The organism is Streptacidiphilus fuscans (assembly GCF_015690355.1).
Lineage (GTDB): Bacteria > Actinomycetota > Actinomycetes > Streptomycetales > Streptomycetaceae > Streptacidiphilus > Streptacidiphilus fuscans.
In genome coordinates this window covers 53033-71504 of sequence record NZ_JADPRT010000006.1, presented here as the reverse complement: position 1 = coordinate 71504, position 18472 = coordinate 53033, and the positions used below count along the sequence as shown (strand labels likewise).

The window sequence follows — 18472 nt, the reverse complement described above, 5'->3', positions numbered from 1 at the left end:
CATCCAAGGAGGTCGGACGGTGACGGAGGAAGACCGCCTGCGGGTCGAGACCTTGGGGCCGCTGCGCGCGTACACGGGCGAGCGGGAGGTCGTGCTCGGACCCCCCAAGCAGCAGGCGGTCTTCGCCGTACTCGCGCTGAGCAACAGCATCCTGGTCACCCGTAACGATCTGGTCGACCATCTGTGGGGAGTCACGCCGCCCGCCACCGCCGCAGGCAGCATCCACACGTACGTGTCAGGCCTGCGCCGGGCACTCGCCGGTGCGGGCGAGTCACTCGCCAGCTCCGCGACCGGCTACTCGATGCGACTCGCTCCGGACCAGCTCGACGTCCGCGTCGTCGAGCGACTGACCGCCCAGGCGCGATCCGACCGGGCTCGCCGCCCCGACGCCGCGCTCTGCGCCTACGACGAGGCCCTGGCCCGCTGGCGTCCGGGGCCGGCGCTCGCGGGTACGCCGGGCCCCTTCGCCGACGGATACCGTGCCTGGGCCGCGGACCTGAGACTCCGCCTGCTGACGGAACGCGCGGAGTTACTGCTCGACCTCGGCCGCCCGGTCGGTCTCGCCGACGAGCTGCGCGCCCACGTCGACGCCCACCCGTACGACGAGCGGCTGCGTGCCCTGCTGATGACGGCGCTCAGCCGCAGCGGCCGGACCGCCGACGCCCTCGCGCAGTACCAGGACCTCCGCAGGGTGCTGGCGGACGACCTGGGCATCGACCCCTCAGCGGAGCTGCGCGAGCTCAACTCCTCGATCCTGACCCGGAACGGGCGGCTCGCCACGGCAGCGGCCGTAGCCCCGGCCGCTCCGGTCGCGCCGGCCACGGCCACCGCTCCGGCTGCTACCCCGGCTCAACTCCCGCACGGCGTCGGCGTCTTCGTCGGGCGCGCCGACCCGATCGCACAGGTGCGCGCGGTAGCGTGTGGCGCCTCGGACGGCAGTGGCAGTGGCAGCGGCTACGGCGAAGGCGGCGGGGACAGCGGCGACAGCGGTCGAACGGCTCCGGCGATCATGATGGTCGTCGGGGTGGGTGGCGTCGGGAAGACCGCCCTGGCGGTGCACTGTGCCCACCTGCTGGCGGACCACTACCCGGACGGCCAGCTCTACCTGGATCTCTGCGGTTTCTCTCCCAAGCAGCCGGCCCGCTCGTCGGCGGACAGTCTGCACCACCTGCTGACCTCCCTGCACGTGACGGATGTCCCGGCCGACCACGAGCAGCGGGCGGCGCTGTGGCGCAGCATCGTCCGGGACAAGCGGATGCTGATCGTGCTCGACAACGCCGACTGCGCCGAGCAGGTCGAGGAGTTGCTGCCCGGCGCAGGACCCTCGTTCACCCTGGTCACCAGCCGCAGCCGACTCAGCCGCCTCGCCGTGCGCTACTCGGCCCGCCGGGTGGTGCTCGGCCCGTTCGACGACGAGGAGTCCGTGCAGCTGCTCTCCGCGTCGATCGGCCAGGACCGGGTCGGCGCCGAACTGCCCGCCGCACGCCGCCTGGCCGAGCTGTGCGACCGACTGCCGCTGGCGCTACGGATCGCTTCGGAGCAGGTGAGCGCCGGAGTCCCGGCCCCGATCGCGGACCTGGCAGCCGATCTGGAGGACGTGCAGCACCGGCTCGACGGCCTGTCGATCCCCGACGACGAGCTCTCCTCGGTACGCGGCGTGCTCTCCTGGTCGTACGCCCGACTCGACGCCTCGTCCGCGCGGGCGTTCCGCGCCCTGGGACTGTTGCCGGGGGCCCCTGTTCGAGCGGAGGCGGCTGCCGCGCTGCTCGACCTGCCGGTGCCCGAGACCCTCGCGGCGCTGCGGAACCTGGCCGCCCAGCATCTGGTCGAGTGTGTGGGCAACGGATTCCGTATGCACGAGCTGACCCGCCTCTACGCCGGGGAGCTGCACGACGAGGGCGAGAGCGCCGCGTGGCGCCGCGAGGCGCTGGCACGGCTCCTGCGCTGGTACGTCGGGGCGTTGACGCTACCCCCCAGCGACCCGGGGGCTTGGCGCGCGCGGACCTGGGACGACGTCGCGCCGCTGGTCCGAACCGCGCAGCGGATCGGCTGCCACGCGGAGGCCGCGCAGCTGGTCGGCCTGCTCTTCGAGCGCTGCTACGGGTCCGGACGCGTCAAGGACTGGATCGAGCTGCTCCAACTCGGGCTACGCAGCTGTGAGTTGGAGCTCGACCGGATGACTCGCGACCTGTTGCTCGGACAGCTGAGCCAGGCCTGCTCGCGGCTGGCTCAGGACCGGCTCGACCATGTCGACGTGACTGTCGGCCACCTTCGCAACGCTGTGGCGGCAGCCAGCTCCACGGGGAACGGTCGACTTGAGGGGTTGGCCCTGTTCGGCCTGGCCAAGGTGCGGGCCGCCTCGGGGACGCGGCCCGCTCTGGTGCGGGAGTTGGCGTTCGACGCCCTGGCCCGACTGGAGGGCGCCGGCGCGCAGGAGGCCGCCCAGGTGGCCGCGTTCCTGCGGGCTCCGGCCGCCGTCCCGTCAACTGACCCGGACCCCTGAGACGGACACCGCTCGGGCGGCCCGGGGGAGGACCGGCCGCCCGACTCCCGCCGGCCGTGACACCTGCGGCTCCGCCGGTCGGAACACCTGCGGCTGCTGGGCCTGCCAGATCAGCACCGCCTCGACCCGGCTGTCCGCACCCAGGGTGCGGAAGATCCGGTTGATGTGGTTCTTCACGGTCTTCTCCCGCAGGCGCAGCCGGGCCGCGATCTCGGCGTTGCGCACCCCGGACGAGACCAGCGCCATCACCTCGTGCTGACGCTGCGACAACGAGACGGTCGGCTCGCGCGGGGTCGGCGGCGCGGGCGCATACCTGGGCGCTGTCCCACCGGGGGCCGCCGGTTCGCCCCTGCCCCGGTCGGCGACCGGTATCACGTTGAGCCGGTACTCGGCGCACAGCCTGCGGGGGTTGATCCTGGCTGCGGGCACCACAGGGACCGCTGGGGCTGTGGCCGGCTGCCGGAGCGCCACCGCCCCGGCCGCGGGACGGACGGCGACCTCGACATACGGCATCCGGACGAACTCGACGTCCAGGTTCTTGCCGGCGAACACCTGCCGGATCTCGGCGAGGATGTCAGGGCTCGTGATGGCGATCCGCACCAGGCCGAGGCGGGGCCCGTCGGGTGCGGCCGGGGTGGGCGGCTGCGTCATGGATCCAGCGTGACGGACCCCGCTTCACGCCCCCTTCAGGCCATGTCCACGCCGCCTTCAGGCCCGGCCGTCGCGGCGACCGCCTCGCCGAGCGGCTCGCCGTCCGGCATCCCGGCCTGCTGCGCCCCGGCCCTCGCGGACTCGCCTGCCTCCCCGGACTCCCCGGCCTCTCGGGCCAGTTGCGCCAGCTCGGCCAACACCTCCTCCTCGGTGGGCACGTCGACCCGGTCCGCCCAGCGCAGCGTGGTCACGATCGCGTCGAAGAGCAGCTCGACCGCCTGGACCGGCGCGGCCTCCACGTCCCCGTCGGACAGCACGGTGAATGTCAGCAGCCCCCACACGCCGGGCGTCTCCGGGTGCGCGACGTAGTACGAGACCTTCCGCGACGGCGCTTTGCGTCCGATCCGGCTGCTCTCCACCACCGAGGCCACCCGCACCGCGGGGCCGCCGCCGATGTCCAGATAGGTGCCCCCGGGTCCCGCCTCGGCGAGCACCGCGCCCAGCAACTGCTCTGCGTCCTCGACGGCGTCCTCGTCCTCCGCCTCCGACTCGAGGACGGTCACGAGCATCGATCCCGGCAACCTGATCCCGCTGAACTCCTGCAACGGCAGCAGCACCGAGCGGGCGTTGTTCCGCGCCGCCTCGTCGGTCGCCTCGGTCAGCTCCCGGCGCAGCATCCGACGCCATGGGCCCGCCTTGTCGCGTGGCAGCGAGTCGGGCAGGTGATGCCGGATCACCTCCTCGATGATCCGACGGCGCAGCGCGGTGGTGTCGGCCGTGGTGGGGATCTGCACCCAGCCGTCGGGGACGACCAGCTCGAAGTCGATCACTCCTGCTCCTCTCCACTGTCCGTGCCTCCGGCGGCAGCTCCCCCTGCGGCAGCGACCAGGCCGAGCCGGGCGCGCCCGCCGTCGGCAGGGTCGCAGTCCGCGGCGATCTGCTGCATCAACTGCTCGACTCCGGGGCCGATCAGGGCCATCAGCCCCATCTCGAAGACACAGGTGCTCAACACGACGTCCGCGCTGACGCCGGGCATGTCGTCCCTCGACGGGACGTCCAGGCGCAGGGCGGCGTCCAGGCGGGCGTAGGCCGCGCCCTCCGTGCTGCGGCACAGGGCGAAGACCCGCACCCCGTCACCGCTCGGGGTGGTCACGTAGTCGACGGCCGGTTCGCGCGCGTCGATCTCCAGGCCGCGCGCGCCCACGACGTCCATCAGGTAGTTCGGGTCCTCCGCCTCCGGGGCGCGGAACTCCACCACCACCGGGACCGGGGCCCACCTCGCCCTGCCCGCCACGAACGCCGCACCCCAGGCAAGCCGCGACCACTCGGGCAACTGCTCCGCCCGTTCGCGCAGCCAGCGGGCGGTGTCCCGGCCGACTTCGGCGGGATCGAAGGGGAACTCCGCCTCCGCGTCCTCGGGCCAGCCCGCGCGGGCGGCGGCCACGCCCTCGGCCGTCCAGTCGTCGAAGAGGCCCGTCAGGTGCTCGGTCCAGACCTCCGCCTCGGGCTCCCCGGGCAGCCCGGTCGGCACCCACTCCCAGTACCACGGCGTCCCGATCAGCTCCGAAAGATCCTCGCTCACGGTTCCTCCCGCGCTCATGTGTCCTCCCCTTCTCACGCGGCTCCGTAGCCGGGCGGGTTGAGTGCCGGGATCCAGCCGTTGAGACGCCCGCCCGTGTAGACGAAGCCGGCGCCCGCGCCGAAGGCTCCGTTCAGGCCGCCCCAGACGTACCAGAGCGGCGAGATCTTTCCGAGGCCGGCCGCACCGACGATCTCCTGGAGGCCCTGGGCTCCCTTGACACCGGCGATGATGCTGCCGAAGTCCTTGCCGAACTGCAGCGGATTGGTCAGCAGGCCCTTCCACATGTCGCCCGCGTCCTTGAGCTGGTTCGCGGCCGAGGCCCAGAAGCCGATCTCGGGGGTGGTGGCGCCCCCCTTGCCCAACAGGAAGTTGGTGGCCGGGTTGTTGAACCAGTCGGACAGGTTCTTCCAGTCCGCCGCCGCGTTCGGTCCCGGCTGCGGGAGCGGCCGGGAGAAGTTGGGGATCGGACGGCCCGCGCCGAACCCCTGCCCGAGCGGCCCGCCCGGGCGGTTGCCCGGTCCGAAGGGCCGGGAGAAGTTGGGCACGGGACGCTCGTTCCCGGGCCCGAAGGGCCGGGAGAAGTTGGGGACCGGGCGGCCTCCCGCACCGCCGATCGGCCGCAGCGGGACCAGCGGGATGGACCCGTCCCCTCCGCCGAGGGGAACCGGCCGCGTCTTGCCTGCGACAGCAACGGCCTTGGCCGCAGCGGAGATGCCCTTGCCGACGACCGAGGCGATCGCGCCCAGGCCTGCGAGCCCGAGTCCCACCGCGCCGAGGATCACGTCCGCGAGGCTGCCCTTCCCGTCGTGGTACAGGGTGATGTTGGCAATCAGGGTGATAGCCCCCGCGACCACCGAGGCCAGCACCAACACGTCGACCCCGGGGATGAGGATGGCCAGCGCTCCCAGGATCATGCCGATGATCGCGAAGACCTGGCTGATCTTGGCCATCACCGCGTCCAGCTTGTCCTTGAAGGTGTCGGTCAGTCCGTCCTTGTAGTTCTTGGAGTTGACCGCGTCCCCGAAGCGCTTGCCCGCCGTGTTGAGCGCGTCCATCGCGTTGGTGAGCCGGGTCTTGGCCGCGGTCATCTGGGAGTCGGCGTCCGAGGTGGCCTTGTTCTTCGCGTCGCCCTTGGCCTGCTCGTCGGGCGGTGTGCTGCCGTCGGAGCTCTTCTTCGGATCGGGCATCGCGGATGCCTTGATCTGCGCGTTCTGCGCGGCCTCGGCATCGGACAGCGCCCCGGCCGTCTCGCTCAGTCCCTGCTCCAGATCGGGCTCGTAGCTGGTGATCTGGCTCGCGACGTCGTGGTAGCGGACCCCGGCCTTGGTGAGCCGGTCGTTGAGCGAACTCGCCGCCGACTGGAGTCCCTGGACGTACTGCCCGGCCAGGCTGTCGCTGTTGGTACCGACGATCTTCTGCAGCTTGGCGGTCGCGTCGTCGATGGTGTCGGCGATGTGCTGGTACCGCTGCTGCGCCGCGCTGATGGCGTCCGGGTCGGCGCGGACCGGGTCCGAGCCCAGGCCCAGCGGCGACCAGTCGCCCAGATTCCTGACACTCATCGGCTCTCCTCGACTTCGCCGCGCGTCCTCAGATCCGCACGCATCCGCTGTGTCTGCTTCATCTTCTGCATCCCGGTCATCAGTTCTGGAACGACTGGAGGAGTTGGGTGTCGCTCTGCGCCCACGCCTGGTCGACCTTGGTGACCTCGTCCCGAAGGCTCTTCATGTCCTTGACCATCGCGTCACGGTGGATGGTCCAGTTGGCGGCGAAGTCGCCCATGGAGAGGTTGGCGTTGTGCTGTCCCCACAGCCCCTTGTCCTCGTTCTGGAAGTCGAGCGCGCCCTCGAACTGGCCGATCAGGTCGTTGAGGTCACTGACGAGATCCTGCAGGTCCTTCACCACGACGTCTGCCATCACTGCTCCTTCTCGGTCGGGACGGACGCGCCGGACGCGGCGGCCGGTACGGGGGACGGGGCGGGGGAGGGCGCCGCGGCCGGCAGCGGGATCTGAGCGGTGGTCAGGCTGCCGGTGCCGAGGTGCACCAGGGCGGCGCCGGGCACCACTCGCGCGGCCACCTGCGACCGGGGCAGCCGCACGCCCACGAGATCGCCGTCGCCCGTGTTGGACGGCGACAGCAGCACCCCGCGCCGGTTGCGCTTGACCTCCGCCTGCCAGCCGGAGAAGCCGCTCGCCACCGTGGACACGTCCCCGCCGATGACGACACCGCGGTTCGCACCCGACGCCTTGCGGACGAATGCCTTCAGCCAGTCCCGGCAGGGCAGGTCGCGCCAGACCTCGGCGTCGTCCACCAGCAGCACCACGGGGCCGTCCCCCGGGTCGAGCAGCGCCGCGAACTCCGCCTCGGCCGGGGCCTCGGCGGTGAGCACGCCGCGTACTCCGGCGCGTCCTTCGAACGCGCGCAACGGGGAGTTCATCGGTGCGCCGAGCACCACCTCCGCGCCGCCGCGCAGCAGCGACTCGGCCATCACGCAGAGCGCGGTGCTGCGCCCTGACCGCGACGGTCCGGCGACCAGGAAGGTGGGCTGGTCGCCCAGCAGGTCCGCGCCCACCGGTTCCAGCTCGTCGCCCCCCACGCCGATCAGCGCCCACATCGGGGACGGCGTCTCGGCCAGCTCCCAGGCCTGCTCGAAGGAGAGCTGGGTGGGAAGCGCCGCGATCCGGTTCGGGCGTGCCGACTTCGGCACCGCCGCCTCCCGTTCGGCGAGACTGGCCCCCAGTGCGTGCAGCGCGGCGACCTGGGCCGGACCCGCCGGGTCGGCCGCCATGAGCGCGACCTGGGTCTCGACCGCACCGGGCGCGCGGTAGCCGCGTCCCGGCGGCAGGTGCTCGGGGATCTTCCTGGGGTTCAGCCCGGCCAGGCTGGCGTCAGTGCGGTCGGACAGGCGCAGGATCAGCTTGTCGTCGCAGAGCGAGCCCATCCGGCCGCTCAGCAGCATGTGGTCGCCTGCGACGACGAGATGCACTCCGGCGCTGGCGCCCTCCCGGTGCAGCGTGTGCACCAGGTCCGTCAGCGACCCGCCGTCGTACTCGCTGAGGCTGCCCACGAACCCCTCCCAGCGGTCGAGCAGCAGCACGATGTGCGGCAGCCGTTCCGCTTCGAGGGCGGAGGCGCGTTGCTCGGCCAGATCGGCGAAACCGCCCTCGCCGAGGATGCGCTGACGGTTCAGCACCTCGGCGTGCAGTCGCTTGAGCAGCCGGGCGGCCCGCTCGGTCTCCACACGCTGGACCACCGCACCACAGTGCGGCAGCCTGCTGAGCGGCAGCAGCGCGCCGTTCCCGCAGTCCAGGCCGTAGAGGTGCAGGTCGGTCACCGCCGAGGCGGCAGCCGCTGCGGCTGCGAACGTACGCAGCGCGGTGGAGCGCCCCGAGCGGGGGGCGCCGACGATGTGCAGATGCCCGAAGGCGGCCAGGTCGACCGTGACCGGCTCCTGGCGCTGCCGAGTCGGCAGGTCCTGCACGGCCCAGGAGAAGACCGGGTCTCCGCGCTTGCCACGCACCGGCTCCGCGGGGAGGTCGACCACTGGCGACAGCGGCAGCGGCGGCAGCCACGGCCGCCGCTGCGGGGCGACACCCACCAGCGCGTTGGCCTGCTTGACGGTACGCACCAGTGCCGCGAGGTCGGTCTCGGTGTCTGTCTCGACCGTGCCGCGGGGGCGCTGCGGCACCGGCCGCCCCAGGTCCAACCAGGAGACGGGCTGGAGGAAGGGCGGCACGGCGGCGGCCTCACCGTCGCCCAGCGGCCGACGGCCGCCGACCCGGCCGGTCTGGAACGGGATCAGCGAGCTGTGCCCGAGCCTGGCGTAGGCGCGGCCCGGCGTGGCGGCGGAGATTCCGGCCGCCTCGCGGGCGTCGATGACGTCGGTGCTCTCCGCCGGATCGGTCACCCGCAGGGCGACCCGCAGGTTCGTGTTGGCACGGATCTCCGCCGAGACCACACCGGACGGCCGCTGCGTGGCCAGGATCAGGTGGATGCCCAGGGACCGGCCGCGCTGCGCGACATTGACCAGCCCGGTGACGAAGTCCGGCAGTTCGCGCACCATGGACGCGAACTCGTCGATCACGATCAGCAGCCGCGGGATCGGGGCCAGGTCGCCGGGTCTGCGCTCGGCGAAGTCGAGGTAGTCCTCCAGGTCCTTGGCGCCCGCGTCGGCCAACAGGTGCTCACGGTGCGTCAGTTCGGCGCTCAGTGAGACCAGCGCCCGCTCGACCAGGTGCGTGTCGAGGTCGGTGACCAGGCCGACGGTGTGCGGCAGGTCGACGCAGTCCTTGAACGCGGCGCCGCCCTTGTAGTCCACCAGCACGAAGGTCATCGCGTCGGGACGGTTGGCCACCGCCAGCGCCGCGACCAGGCTCTGCAGGAACTCCGACTTGCCGGAACCGGTGGTGCCGGCCACCAGGCCGTGCGGCCCGTGGTTCACCAGGTCCAGGGCGAACGGCCCGTCCAACGAGTAGCCGACCACCGCCTTGGTGCTGCGTCCCGAGGCACGCCAGCGGGCGGCGATCGCGCCCGGCGTCAGCTCCTCCAGGCCGAGGACCTCCAGCAGCCGGGCGGCGCCGGGCAACGCGGTCTCGCCCTGCCCGTCGCTGACGTCGCGCAGCGGGGCGAGGCAGCGGCCGACGGCGTCGAACCAGTCGTCGACGACCTCGTCGGCGCGGATCCCGTCGATCTGCTCCTCGCGTTGACGGCGCAGGCCGACCGGTCGGCCGGGCCCGCCGACGACGACGGTGGAGCACTCCTCCGGCAGGGTGCGCTCGTCGGCGTCCACGCAGATGCTCAGCACGCCGACGGCCGGACCCTCCTGAAGGATCGTCACCACGCCGGGCAGCGCCCGCAACCGGCGGGCGCCGTCCATCACCACGATCACGTCCGGGTCCGCGGAGACCGCGCCTCCGCCCGCGTTGAGGCGGGCCTGCCGACGTGCCTTGATCAACTCGGTCAGCTCCGCCACCCGGTGGCCCAGCGTCTCCGCGTCGGCACCGACCAGCGCCAGCGCCTGCTGGCCGAGGAGCGGCCGGGCGTGCGGCAGCCAGGTGGCCCACTCCCACAGGGCCTCGCCCTCCGGGTCCGTGAGGATGTAGAACTGCACGTCACGCGGGCTCTGCAGCACGGCCAACTGGCCCACCAGCCACCGCGTGGTGCGGCGGGGCCAGTCCTGCGGCCCGGCGACGCCGACGACGCCCGCCTGCGCGATGGAGAAGGCGGCCGGGACGTCCTGCGCGGCCCGCAGCTCGCGACCGCGCTGCCCGGGCTCACCCGCCTCGACGGCGACCGCCGTGGGAAGGTCGGCGGTGCCGACCCGGACCAGCAGGTGGTCGGGGTCGGTCCGGCGGCGCTCCCACAACCGGGCCCGCGGTCCGGTGGCCACGACCAACAGCTCGCCGGGGTCCGGGCATTCGGCCCGGCGATCCACCTGTTCCTGGCCCAGCGCGGCGGCGATGTCCACTTCGGTCGCCTGGAGCTGCGACCGGAACTCGGCCAGATGGCGCCGGTGGCTCGACTTGCCCTGCCGTCGACCGGAGTACCAGGTGCCGATCATCATCACCGGCGACATGGCGGTCATCATCAGGTACATCAGGTTGTGCAGCATCATCGCCATGGCCCCGCCGAAGACGGCGGGGAGGGCGGTCGCCAACCACGGCAGGGCGTTCAGCGAAGGCGCCTTGGGCTGGCTCGGCAGCTTGAACGCGGTGCGCCTGACCGGTGGCAGCAGCCGGGGAGGCCGGTTGTAGTCCAGGAACCCACCGTCCGACGAGGCGGCGATGACAGCGTCCGGGCGGGACAGCACGTGCGCCTCCAACACGGTGTCGCCCACCACGAGTTGGGCCTGCTGCCGCCAGCGCACCTCGGTGTCGTCCGGCAGCGGGTCCCGGTCCAGCAGGACGCCGGCCTGGCCCGCGCGGACCCGCACCACGGCGTCCAGCGACACCCTGGCGACGGCGCTGACCGGCAACGGCTGTTCCCCGTCCACCACGATCCCGCCCGCCGGGTCCGCCGCGATGTGGTGCAACCCGGCGTCGAGATACCAGACCCGGCCCGCACCGGCCCCGGCCACCGCCCGCAGGGTGACCAGTCCGCGCAGACCGCTCCTGGCGGGGCCGGGCTCGTCGAGCCAGAGCACGGCCCCGTCCTGGATTCCGCTGCCGGCCAACGGCTGGTCCAGGTCGAGCAGTTGGCCGGCGAGGTAGACCCTGGTCGCCGACGGCGTGTCGACGGCCGGCGACCGCTCCGGCTCCAGGCTGTCCAGCAGGTTCGCGACGACGTCGCGGACGCTGGTTGCGGGCTCGGCGTCCACCACCACGTCGGCGGACCAGTCGGGGAGCCGGGAAATCGTGATCATCATGGCGCTGCTGCTTCCCCACTCCTCGTGTCGCGGCTAGGGCCGGTTGCCTGGCCAGAGCTGACGGGTTCCGACCCGTCGCGCCGGGCTCAGCTCTTGTTCAGCGATCCGGCCAGCTGGGAGTCCATGTCCTGCATCGCCGAAACGGCCTTGTCGAGCCACTGCGAGAGCTGGTCCAGGGTCTCCATGGCCTGGTTCGCCGAGTTCACGAACTCGGTGTGCACCTCGTCGAACTTGCCCGACGCCTGGTCGGTGACGAAGCCCGAGCCGGTCAGGCTGTCGACAATGCTCTTGCACTCGCTCAGCTTGGCGTCGATGTCGGACTTGTTGTTGCGCATGCGGTTCGCGCTGTCCGACATCTCCTGGTAAGTGACGTTCACGTTTGCCATGGGAGGTCCCTTCTCCGTCGTGCCCCCGCCTCGGTTCGCATCCACGCCTTGGCGCTGCGTGTTCGCTGGGGACGCCGACGATGCTAGGAACGCTCGGGAGGGCCGGTCCAGGCCCACCGACCGCGCTGTGGGTCCACGGGCCCAAGGCCAGGAGGCCTGCCCCTGCCCGTCGTTGACACAGGATGTGGCCCCGGCGAACGATCTGAGGGGCACTACGGGCCGGGCCACCGGTCAGTGCGCGGGAGGGCCGCGCGGACGGGTCTCCCCGTCGGTCCGGCCGCCCACCCGCGACCGAGACCGTGCCCTCCACCCCAGCCGAGGAGACGAAGGTGACCGTGTCGAGCCGATCCGCACAGCGAGTACCGGCCCGTGGCGCGTGGGTCGCCCGGCTGTTTCCCTGGCGCGGCAACACCTCCCGACCGGGCACGGCCGCCCGCCCCGACCACGGTCTGTGGACCGTGGACCGGGTGGTCCGTGCCCTCACCGCCGCCTGCGACGACGCGAACCGCGAGATACCGGCGGTGCACACGCTCGTGGTCGGCGCCGACACCGTCCGGCTGCACCTGAGCACTCCCGACGAGCAGCCGCCCGCAGGCTGGAGCTGCCAACAGGAAGGCAGGGTCTGGCAGGCCGCACTGCGCGAGATCCAGCTGGCCAGGGTCTCCGAGGCGCTCACCGACCCCTTTCCGCGACTCGTCTCACTCGGCAGCTCCCGCCAGGGCTTCGTGCTGCTCAACCTCGCCCGAGCGGGCGGCATCATCGCTCTGGAGGGCGACAGCCGCCAGGCGCGGACCCTGGCCGACGATTGGATCCGCGAGCTGACGACGAACCCCTGGGCGCAGGACGTCCAGGTGGTGCGCGTCGGCTTCAGGACCCCACGGGACGAGCCGGGAATCCTGGAGTTCGGCGCCCTGCGTGACGCCGCGTCCACGCTGGCCGGTCTCGAGGGCGCGGTCCTCGTCCTGGCGGGCTCCCCGAACGGGCGGGACCTGGAGACGCTTCACCATGCCGCGGAGGAGCAGACCGGACGCTGGACGGCGGTCGTCGTCGGTCGCGTGCCGCAGCCACGGTGGCGCTTGCTCCTCGACGCCGACGGAATGGTGGAGACCGGCTTCCTGACGGACCCGGTGGCCCGCCGACCGGACCACCCCTTGGCGGCCCCCGACCCCGACGACCCCGAGCCCGACTCCGATCCCGATCCCGTCCCGGCTGCGGCTGCGGCCGGCGGATTCGGGTCCGCAGGCACCGGCCGGGGCGGTGAGCGACGACTCACCTGGCGAGCGGGCGTTGCCGGAGCCGGGGCCGCAGCGGTCGTCGCAGCTGTGGTGGTCCTGCTGACCACCGGTCACATCGGCTCCTCGGGCAGCACTCCCGTGGCTCGTGGCTCGGCCCTTCCGCACGTCACCGCGACCGGTCCGAGTTCCGCGCCGACCACCAGCCCGCCCGCCGCACCGACGACCGCAGCAGCGACCACGGCGGCGCCGGTGGGCAACCCGCCCCCTCCGCCCGGGCCTGCGCTGCGGAACCCGGCCACCGGGAAGTGCCTCAGCGCCGGGGTCGGCACCGACGGAACGCCGCTGCGGCTGGCGGGCTGCAACGGGGACGCGAACCAGGCATGGCAGGTCATGCCGAACGGAACGATCCAGAGTCAGGGCCTGTGCATGGACGCCGCCTGGGGCGCCACGACCCCCGGGACGGTCGTGCAGGTCGCCCGGTGCAGCGGCAATCCCGCGCAGTTGTTCTCGATCCGCGGCACCACGGTCTACTCACAGCAGGCCAACCTCTGCGTCGGCGTGGCGAATGGCGGCGCGGCAATCCACCTGGCCGCCTGCAGCGGCGCCACCAGTACCTTCAAGCGGCCCTGACGCCGGCTCCGGGTTCGCCGCGCAGCGGAGGCCCGCGCGCGGCGGCCGGAAAACCCGTGGGCGGCCGCGCGACGGTGCTGGTAGGTTCCAGTCGACCGAGACACCGATAGAGACACCGATAGAGACAGCGATTGAGACAGCGGCCGAGGAGGTGAGACCCATGAACGCGGTAACCGTATGGGTGCTCCCCCTCTCGTCACGGTCGGGCGGCTGACGTAGCGGTCGCCGGGAGCGCCTCGACATTCAGGCACTCCCGAAGGGTGACTCCTATGTACTCTCTCCAGCATTCCCTGCAGTTCACCGCCGAGTCGTCGTCCGACGGCATGGTCGAGCGCGACTTCACCGTCGGCGAGATCCCCGGCGTCCTCTGGTCACCGGCAGCCGACCCCCGCGGGCGCGCACCCCTGGTGCTGATGGGCCACGGCGGCGGCAACCACAAGAAGCACCCGGCGATGTCGGGCCGGGCCCAGCGCCTGGTGGACGCCTGCGGCTTCCACGTCGCGGTCATCGACGCGCCCGGCCACGGCGACCGGCCGCGGACCGCCCACGACGAGGAGGAGATCGCCGTCATGCAGGAGGCGATGGCGACGGGCGAGCCCGTCGGCCCGATCGTCGTCCGCTACAACGCCCACCTCGCAGAACAGGCCGTGCCCGAGTGGCAGGCGACCCTGGACGCGCTCCAGGAGCTCCCGGAGATCGGCACGGCCGGGCCGGTCGGGTACTTCGGCCTCAACATGGGCACGGCGATCGGCGTGCCGCTGGTCGCGGCCGAGCCGCGGATCACGGCCGCGGTCCTCGGCCAGCACTGGCCCCACCTGCTGGCCGAGAGGGCGAGGCAGATCACCGTCCCGATCGAGTTCGACCTCCAGTGGGACGACGAGCACATCTCCCGCGAGCACGGCCTCGCGCTGTTCGACGCCTTCGCCTCGAAGGAGAAGTCGCTGCACGTGAACTCGGGCAGGCACAAGGAACTCCCGAGGTTCGAGGCGGACAGCGCGGTCCGCTTCTTCGCCCGGCACCTCGTGCGCTGATCGGCTCGAAGCGAACGCCTTCCTCTGGAAGGCGTTTGCTTCGAGTGCACTCGAAGGTTCTAGGTTTGCCTGCATGACGGTGATCAACAGCGCGTCGCCGAAGTCGGTGATGGCACAGGGGGAGCGGTACACCATCAGTCAGGTGGCCGCGATGACCGGGCTGACCGCGCACACCCTGCGCTGGTACGAGCAGATCGGGCTCCTGCCCGACGTGGGCCGGTCGGCCACCGGGCAGCGGGTGTTCGACGGGCGGGACCTGGAACGGCTGGCGTTCATCGGCAAGTTGAGGGTGACCGGGATGTCCGTTGCCGCGATGGTCCGGTACGCGGAGCTGGCGCGGCAGGGGGAGACGACTGCCGACGAGCGGCAGGAGCTGCTGGAGCAGACCCGGGGCGACGTCGTGGCGCGCATCGCGGAGCTGCAGGACGCGCTGGACGCGCTGGACGAGAAGTTGGCATGTCACACAAGCGCCTACGGGGCACAGGAAAGGGCCGGGACGCCATCATGAGCAGCACCATCGAGAAGATCCGCACGGTCGAACTCGGCACCGGCGGCCCGCTGGTCGGCGCCCAGGGCTTCGGGGCCATGGGGATCAGCGCCGCCTACGGTGACACCGACGACGTGGCGGCCCGTGACACCCTGGAGGCGACGGTCGAGGCGGGCGTCACCCTCATCGACACCGCCGACATGTACGGCATCGGCGCGAACGAGGAGTTCCTCGCGCCGTTCGTCGCCGCGCACCGCGACGAGATCACGCTGGCCACCAAGTTCGCCATCGAGTACCGCAGGGACGACCCGGCGTACCGCGCGATCCGCAACGATCCCGCCTACATCAAGCAGGCCGCCGAGGCGAGCCTGCGCCGCCTGAACGTGGACGTCATCGACCTCTACTACATGCACCGCCGCGACCCCGCCGTTCCGCTCGCCGAATCCGTGGGCGCGATGGCCGAGTTGGTCCGCGAGGGCAAGGTCAGGCACCTCGGCCTGAGCGAGGTCACCGGCGCGGAGCTGCGGGAGGCGCACGCCGTGCACCCGATCGCCGCCGTGCAGACGGAGTGGTCGCTCTTCAGCCGCGACGTCGAGCGCAGCGTGGTGGGCACCGCGGCCGAGCTCGGCGTCGCCTTCGTGCCGTACTCGCCGCTCGGGCGCGGCTTTCTGACCGGGGCGTTCAGCGACGCCGCCACAGACCTCTCCGGCGGGGACTTCCGCCAGTCGATGCCGCGCTTCAGCGGGGACAACGCCAGGGCGAACGCCGCGCTGCTCGCCCCGCTGCACGCGATGGCCGCCGAACGCGGCGCGACCACGGCGCAGATCGCCCTGGCCTGGCTCCACCAGCGGTCCGAGGTCCACGGTCTGACGGTGGTTCCGATCCCGGGCACCCGCAAGCGCGGCCGCCTGCTGGAGAACGCCGGGGCCACCCGGATCCGGTTGACGGACGCGGAGTTGGCGGTGCTGGAGCCCATCGCCGGGCAGGTGGCGGGCGAGCGCTACGCGGACATGTCGCTGACCTCCGCCGCACGCGAGAGCTGAACAGAGCGCCGAACGGAGCGCTGAAGAGAGCGCTGAACAGAGGGCTGAACAGCAGCGGGTCCCGTCCGTGCCGTCGCTACGACGACGGCGCGGACGGGACCGCCAGGAGGATCACGCCCCCACGTACTCCGCGAGGTGCTGCCCCGTGAGGGTGGCGCGGGAGGAGACGAGGTCGGCCGGGGTGCCCTCGAAGACGATGCGACCGCCGTCGTGCCCCGCGCCCGGACCGAGGTCGATGATCCAGTCGGCGTGGGCCATCACCGCCTGGTGGTGCTCGACGACGATGACCGACTTGCCGGAGTCCACCAACCGGTCCAGCAGGCCCAGCAGTTGCTCGACGTCGGCGAGGTGGAGGCCGGTGGTGGGCTCGTCGAGGATGTAGACGCCGCCCTTCTCCGCCATGTGGGTGGCCAGCTTCAGCCGCTGCCGCTCGCCGCCCGAGAGGGTGGTCAGCGGCTGACCCAGCGTCAGATAGCCGAGCCCGACGTCCTTGAGGCGAGTGAGGATGCGGTGCGCGGCCGGGGTGCGAGCCTCGCCGTCGGCGAAGAACGCCTCCGCCTCGTCGACCGACATCGCCAGCACCTCGCTGATGTCGCGCCCGCCGAGGTGGTACTCCAGCACCGAGGCGTCGAACCGCTTGCCCTCGCAGTCCTCGCAGACCGTGGAGACGCCGGCCATCATGCCCAGGTCGGTGTAGATGACGCCGACGCCGTTGCAGGTCGGGCAGGCGCCCTCGGAGTTGGCGCTGAACAGGGCCGGCTTGACGCCGTTCGCCTTGGCGAAGGCGTTGCGGATCGGGTCCAGCAGCCCGGTGTAGGTGGCCGGGTTGCTGCGCCGCGAACCGCGGATCGCGCCCTGGTCGATCGAGACCACACCCGTCTCCGCGATGCCCGGCTGCTTCGGCAGCGAGCCGTGCACCAGCGAGCTCTTGCCGGAACCCGCCACGCCCGTCACGACGACCAGCACCCCGAGCGGGATGTCCACGTCGACGTCCTGCAGGTTGTGCATGGAGGCGCCGCGGATCGTAAGCGCGCCCTCGGGCTTGCGGACCGAGGTCTTGACCGTGGACCGGTCGTCCAGATGACGGCCGGTGCTGGTGCCGCTCTTGCGCAGGCCGTCGACGGTGCCCTCGAAGCAGACCTGCCCGCCGCCCGAACCCGCCGCCGGACCGAGGTCGACGACGTGGTCGGCGATGGTGATCGCCTCCGGCTTGTGCTCGACCACCAGCACCGTGTTGCCCTTGTCGCGCAGCCGCAGCAGCAGCTCGTTCATCCGCTGGATGTCGTGCGGGTGCAGGCCGATGGTGGGCTCGTCGAAGACGTAGGTGACGTCGGTGAGCGAGGAGCCGAGGTGGCGGATCATCTTGACGCGCTGCGCCTCGCCGCCGGAGAGCGTGCCGGAGGCGCGGTCCAGGGAGAGGTAGCCGAGACCGATCTCGACGAACGAGTCCAGCGCCTCCTGGAGCGCGGTGAGCAGCGGCGCGACCGAGGGCTCGTCGAGGCCGCGGACCCACTCGGCCAGGTCGCTGATCTGCATCGCGCAGGCGTCGGCGATGTTGACCTTGCCGATCTTCGAGGACCGGGCCGGGGCGGCGAGCCGGGTGCCGTCGCAGTCCGGGCAGGTGGTGAAGGCGACCGCGCGGTCCACGAAGGCGCGGATGTGCGGCTGCATCGCCTCCTTGTCCTTGGCCAGCATCGACTTCTGGATCCTCGGCACCAGACCCTCGTAGGTCATGTTGATGCCCTCGATCTTCATCCGGGTCGGCTCCCGGTAGAGGAAGTCCTGCAGCTCCTTCTTGGTGAACTTCTTGATCGGCTTCTCCGCGTCGAAGAACCCGGAGGAGGCGTAGAGCCGGTAGTTCCAGCCGCCGGCCTTGTAGCCGGGGACGGTGATCGCGCCCTCGGCGAGCGACTTGGTGTCGTCGAAGAGCTGGGTGAGGTCGATGTCGGAGACCGCGCCGCGGCCCTCGCAGCGCGGGCACATGCCGCCGGTGATGCTGAAGCTGCGCCGCTCCTTGACCTTCTGACCCGCGCGCTCGATCGTGACCGCGCCGGCCCCGCTGATCGAGGGGACGTTGAAGGAGTACGCCTTGGGCGAGCCGATGTGCGGCTTGCCGAGACGGCTGAACAGGATGCGCAGCATGGCGTTGGCGTCGGTCGCGGTGCCGACCGTGGAGCGGGGGTCCGCGCCCAGCCGCTGCTGGTCGACGATGATCGCGGTGGTCAGACCCTCCAGCACGTCCACGTCGGGACGGGCGAGGGTGGGCATGAAGCCCTGGACGAAGGCCGAGTAGGTCTCGTTGATCAGCCGCTGCGACTCGGCGGCGATGGTGTCGAAGACCAGCGAGCTCTTGCCCGAGCCGGAGACGCCGGTGAAGACGGTCAGCCTGCGCTTGGGGATGTCGACACTGACGTCCTTGAGGTTGTTGACCCGCGCGCCGACCACGCGGATCAGTTCGTGGCTGTCCGCGGCGGCGTCGTTCACGGCGCTGGTCTTCTTGGTCCGGGTGGCCATGCTTGTCGTGTCTCCGTCTCTTCGACCTGCGACGATCTGTCCGTCGAC

General features: G+C 71.9%; 13 protein-coding genes. 5 read left to right on the top strand and 8 right to left on the bottom strand.

Annotated elements, in window-relative coordinates:
• Positions 1-19 precede the first annotated feature (19 nt).
• Positions 20-2503 (top strand): AfsR/SARP family transcriptional regulator, encoded by a 2484-nt coding sequence (locus I2501_RS16125; protein ID WP_196194740.1) that lies wholly within the window; start codon positions 20-22, stop codon positions 2501-2503.
• Here the strand turns inward: I2501_RS16125 and I2501_RS16120 are convergent.
• The 7 genes from I2501_RS16120 to I2501_RS16090 all read right to left on the bottom strand — a co-directional run bounded on the left by I2501_RS16120 (position 2483) and on the right by I2501_RS16090 (position 11484).
• The gene (locus I2501_RS16120; RefSeq protein WP_215909690.1) at positions 2483-3154 is read right to left on the bottom strand and encodes a response regulator transcription factor; all 672 of its coding nucleotides are present in this window, start codon (positions 3152-3154) and stop codon (positions 2483-2485) included. The genes I2501_RS16125 and I2501_RS16120 overlap by 21 nt on opposite strands.
• Before the next feature lie 35 nt (positions 3155-3189).
• Positions 3190-3984: a hypothetical protein gene (locus tag I2501_RS16115; RefSeq protein ID WP_196194739.1), complete on the bottom strand. Its 795-nt coding sequence runs from the start codon at positions 3982-3984 to the stop codon at positions 3190-3192.
• The gene (locus I2501_RS16110) at positions 3981-4736 is read right to left on the bottom strand and encodes a hypothetical protein (protein WP_196194738.1); all 756 of its coding nucleotides are present in this window, start codon (positions 4734-4736) and stop codon (positions 3981-3983) included. Before I2501_RS16110 ends, I2501_RS16115 begins: the two co-directional genes overlap by 4 nt.
• Before the next feature lie 32 nt (positions 4737-4768).
• Complete coding sequence (locus I2501_RS16105) at positions 4769-6295, bottom strand: hypothetical protein (protein ID WP_196194737.1); 1527 nt, start codon at positions 6293-6295, stop codon at positions 4769-4771.
• A gap of 79 nt (positions 6296-6374) precedes the next feature.
• Positions 6375-6650, bottom strand: coding sequence for a hypothetical protein (locus I2501_RS16100; protein ID WP_196194736.1), 276 nt, complete (start codon positions 6648-6650; stop codon positions 6375-6377).
• Complete coding sequence (locus I2501_RS16095) at positions 6650-11098, bottom strand: FtsK/SpoIIIE domain-containing protein (RefSeq protein WP_196194735.1); 4449 nt, start codon at positions 11096-11098, stop codon at positions 6650-6652. Before I2501_RS16095 ends, I2501_RS16100 begins: the two co-directional genes overlap by 1 nt.
• An 86-nt stretch (positions 11099-11184) precedes the next feature.
• Positions 11185-11484: a WXG100 family type VII secretion target gene (locus I2501_RS16090; protein WP_196194734.1), complete on the bottom strand. Its 300-nt coding sequence runs from the start codon at positions 11482-11484 to the stop codon at positions 11185-11187.
• Positions 11485-11813: 329 nt separating this feature from the next.
• Here I2501_RS16090 and I2501_RS40610 point away from each other — a divergent pair, with 329 nt between their 5' ends.
• The 4 genes from I2501_RS40610 (at position 11814) to I2501_RS16070 (ending at position 15910) form a co-directional block, all read left to right on the top strand.
• Positions 11814-13349, top strand: a complete 1536-nt coding sequence (locus I2501_RS40610; protein WP_196194733.1) for an RICIN domain-containing protein — start codon at positions 11814-11816, stop codon at positions 13347-13349.
• A 269-nt stretch (positions 13350-13618) separates the two neighbouring features.
• The gene (locus tag I2501_RS16080) at positions 13619-14380 is read left to right on the top strand and encodes an alpha/beta fold hydrolase (protein WP_196194732.1); all 762 of its coding nucleotides are present in this window, start codon (positions 13619-13621) and stop codon (positions 14378-14380) included.
• 73 nt (positions 14381-14453) lie between these two features.
• The gene (locus I2501_RS16075) at positions 14454-14888 is read left to right on the top strand and encodes a MerR family transcriptional regulator (protein ID WP_196194731.1); all 435 of its coding nucleotides are present in this window, start codon (positions 14454-14456) and stop codon (positions 14886-14888) included.
• Positions 14885-15910, top strand: a complete 1026-nt coding sequence (locus I2501_RS16070) for an aldo/keto reductase (protein ID WP_196194730.1) — start codon at positions 14885-14887, stop codon at positions 15908-15910. The genes I2501_RS16075 and I2501_RS16070 overlap by 4 nt, the downstream gene beginning before the upstream one ends.
• Before the next feature lie 111 nt (positions 15911-16021).
• Here the strand turns inward: I2501_RS16070 and I2501_RS16065 are convergent, their stop codons facing one another.
• On the bottom strand, positions 16022-18424 hold the full coding sequence (locus tag I2501_RS16065) for an ATP-binding cassette domain-containing protein (RefSeq protein ID WP_196194729.1): 2403 nt from the start codon (positions 18422-18424) through the stop codon (positions 16022-16024).
• Between the last annotated feature and the right edge of the window lie 48 nt (positions 18425-18472).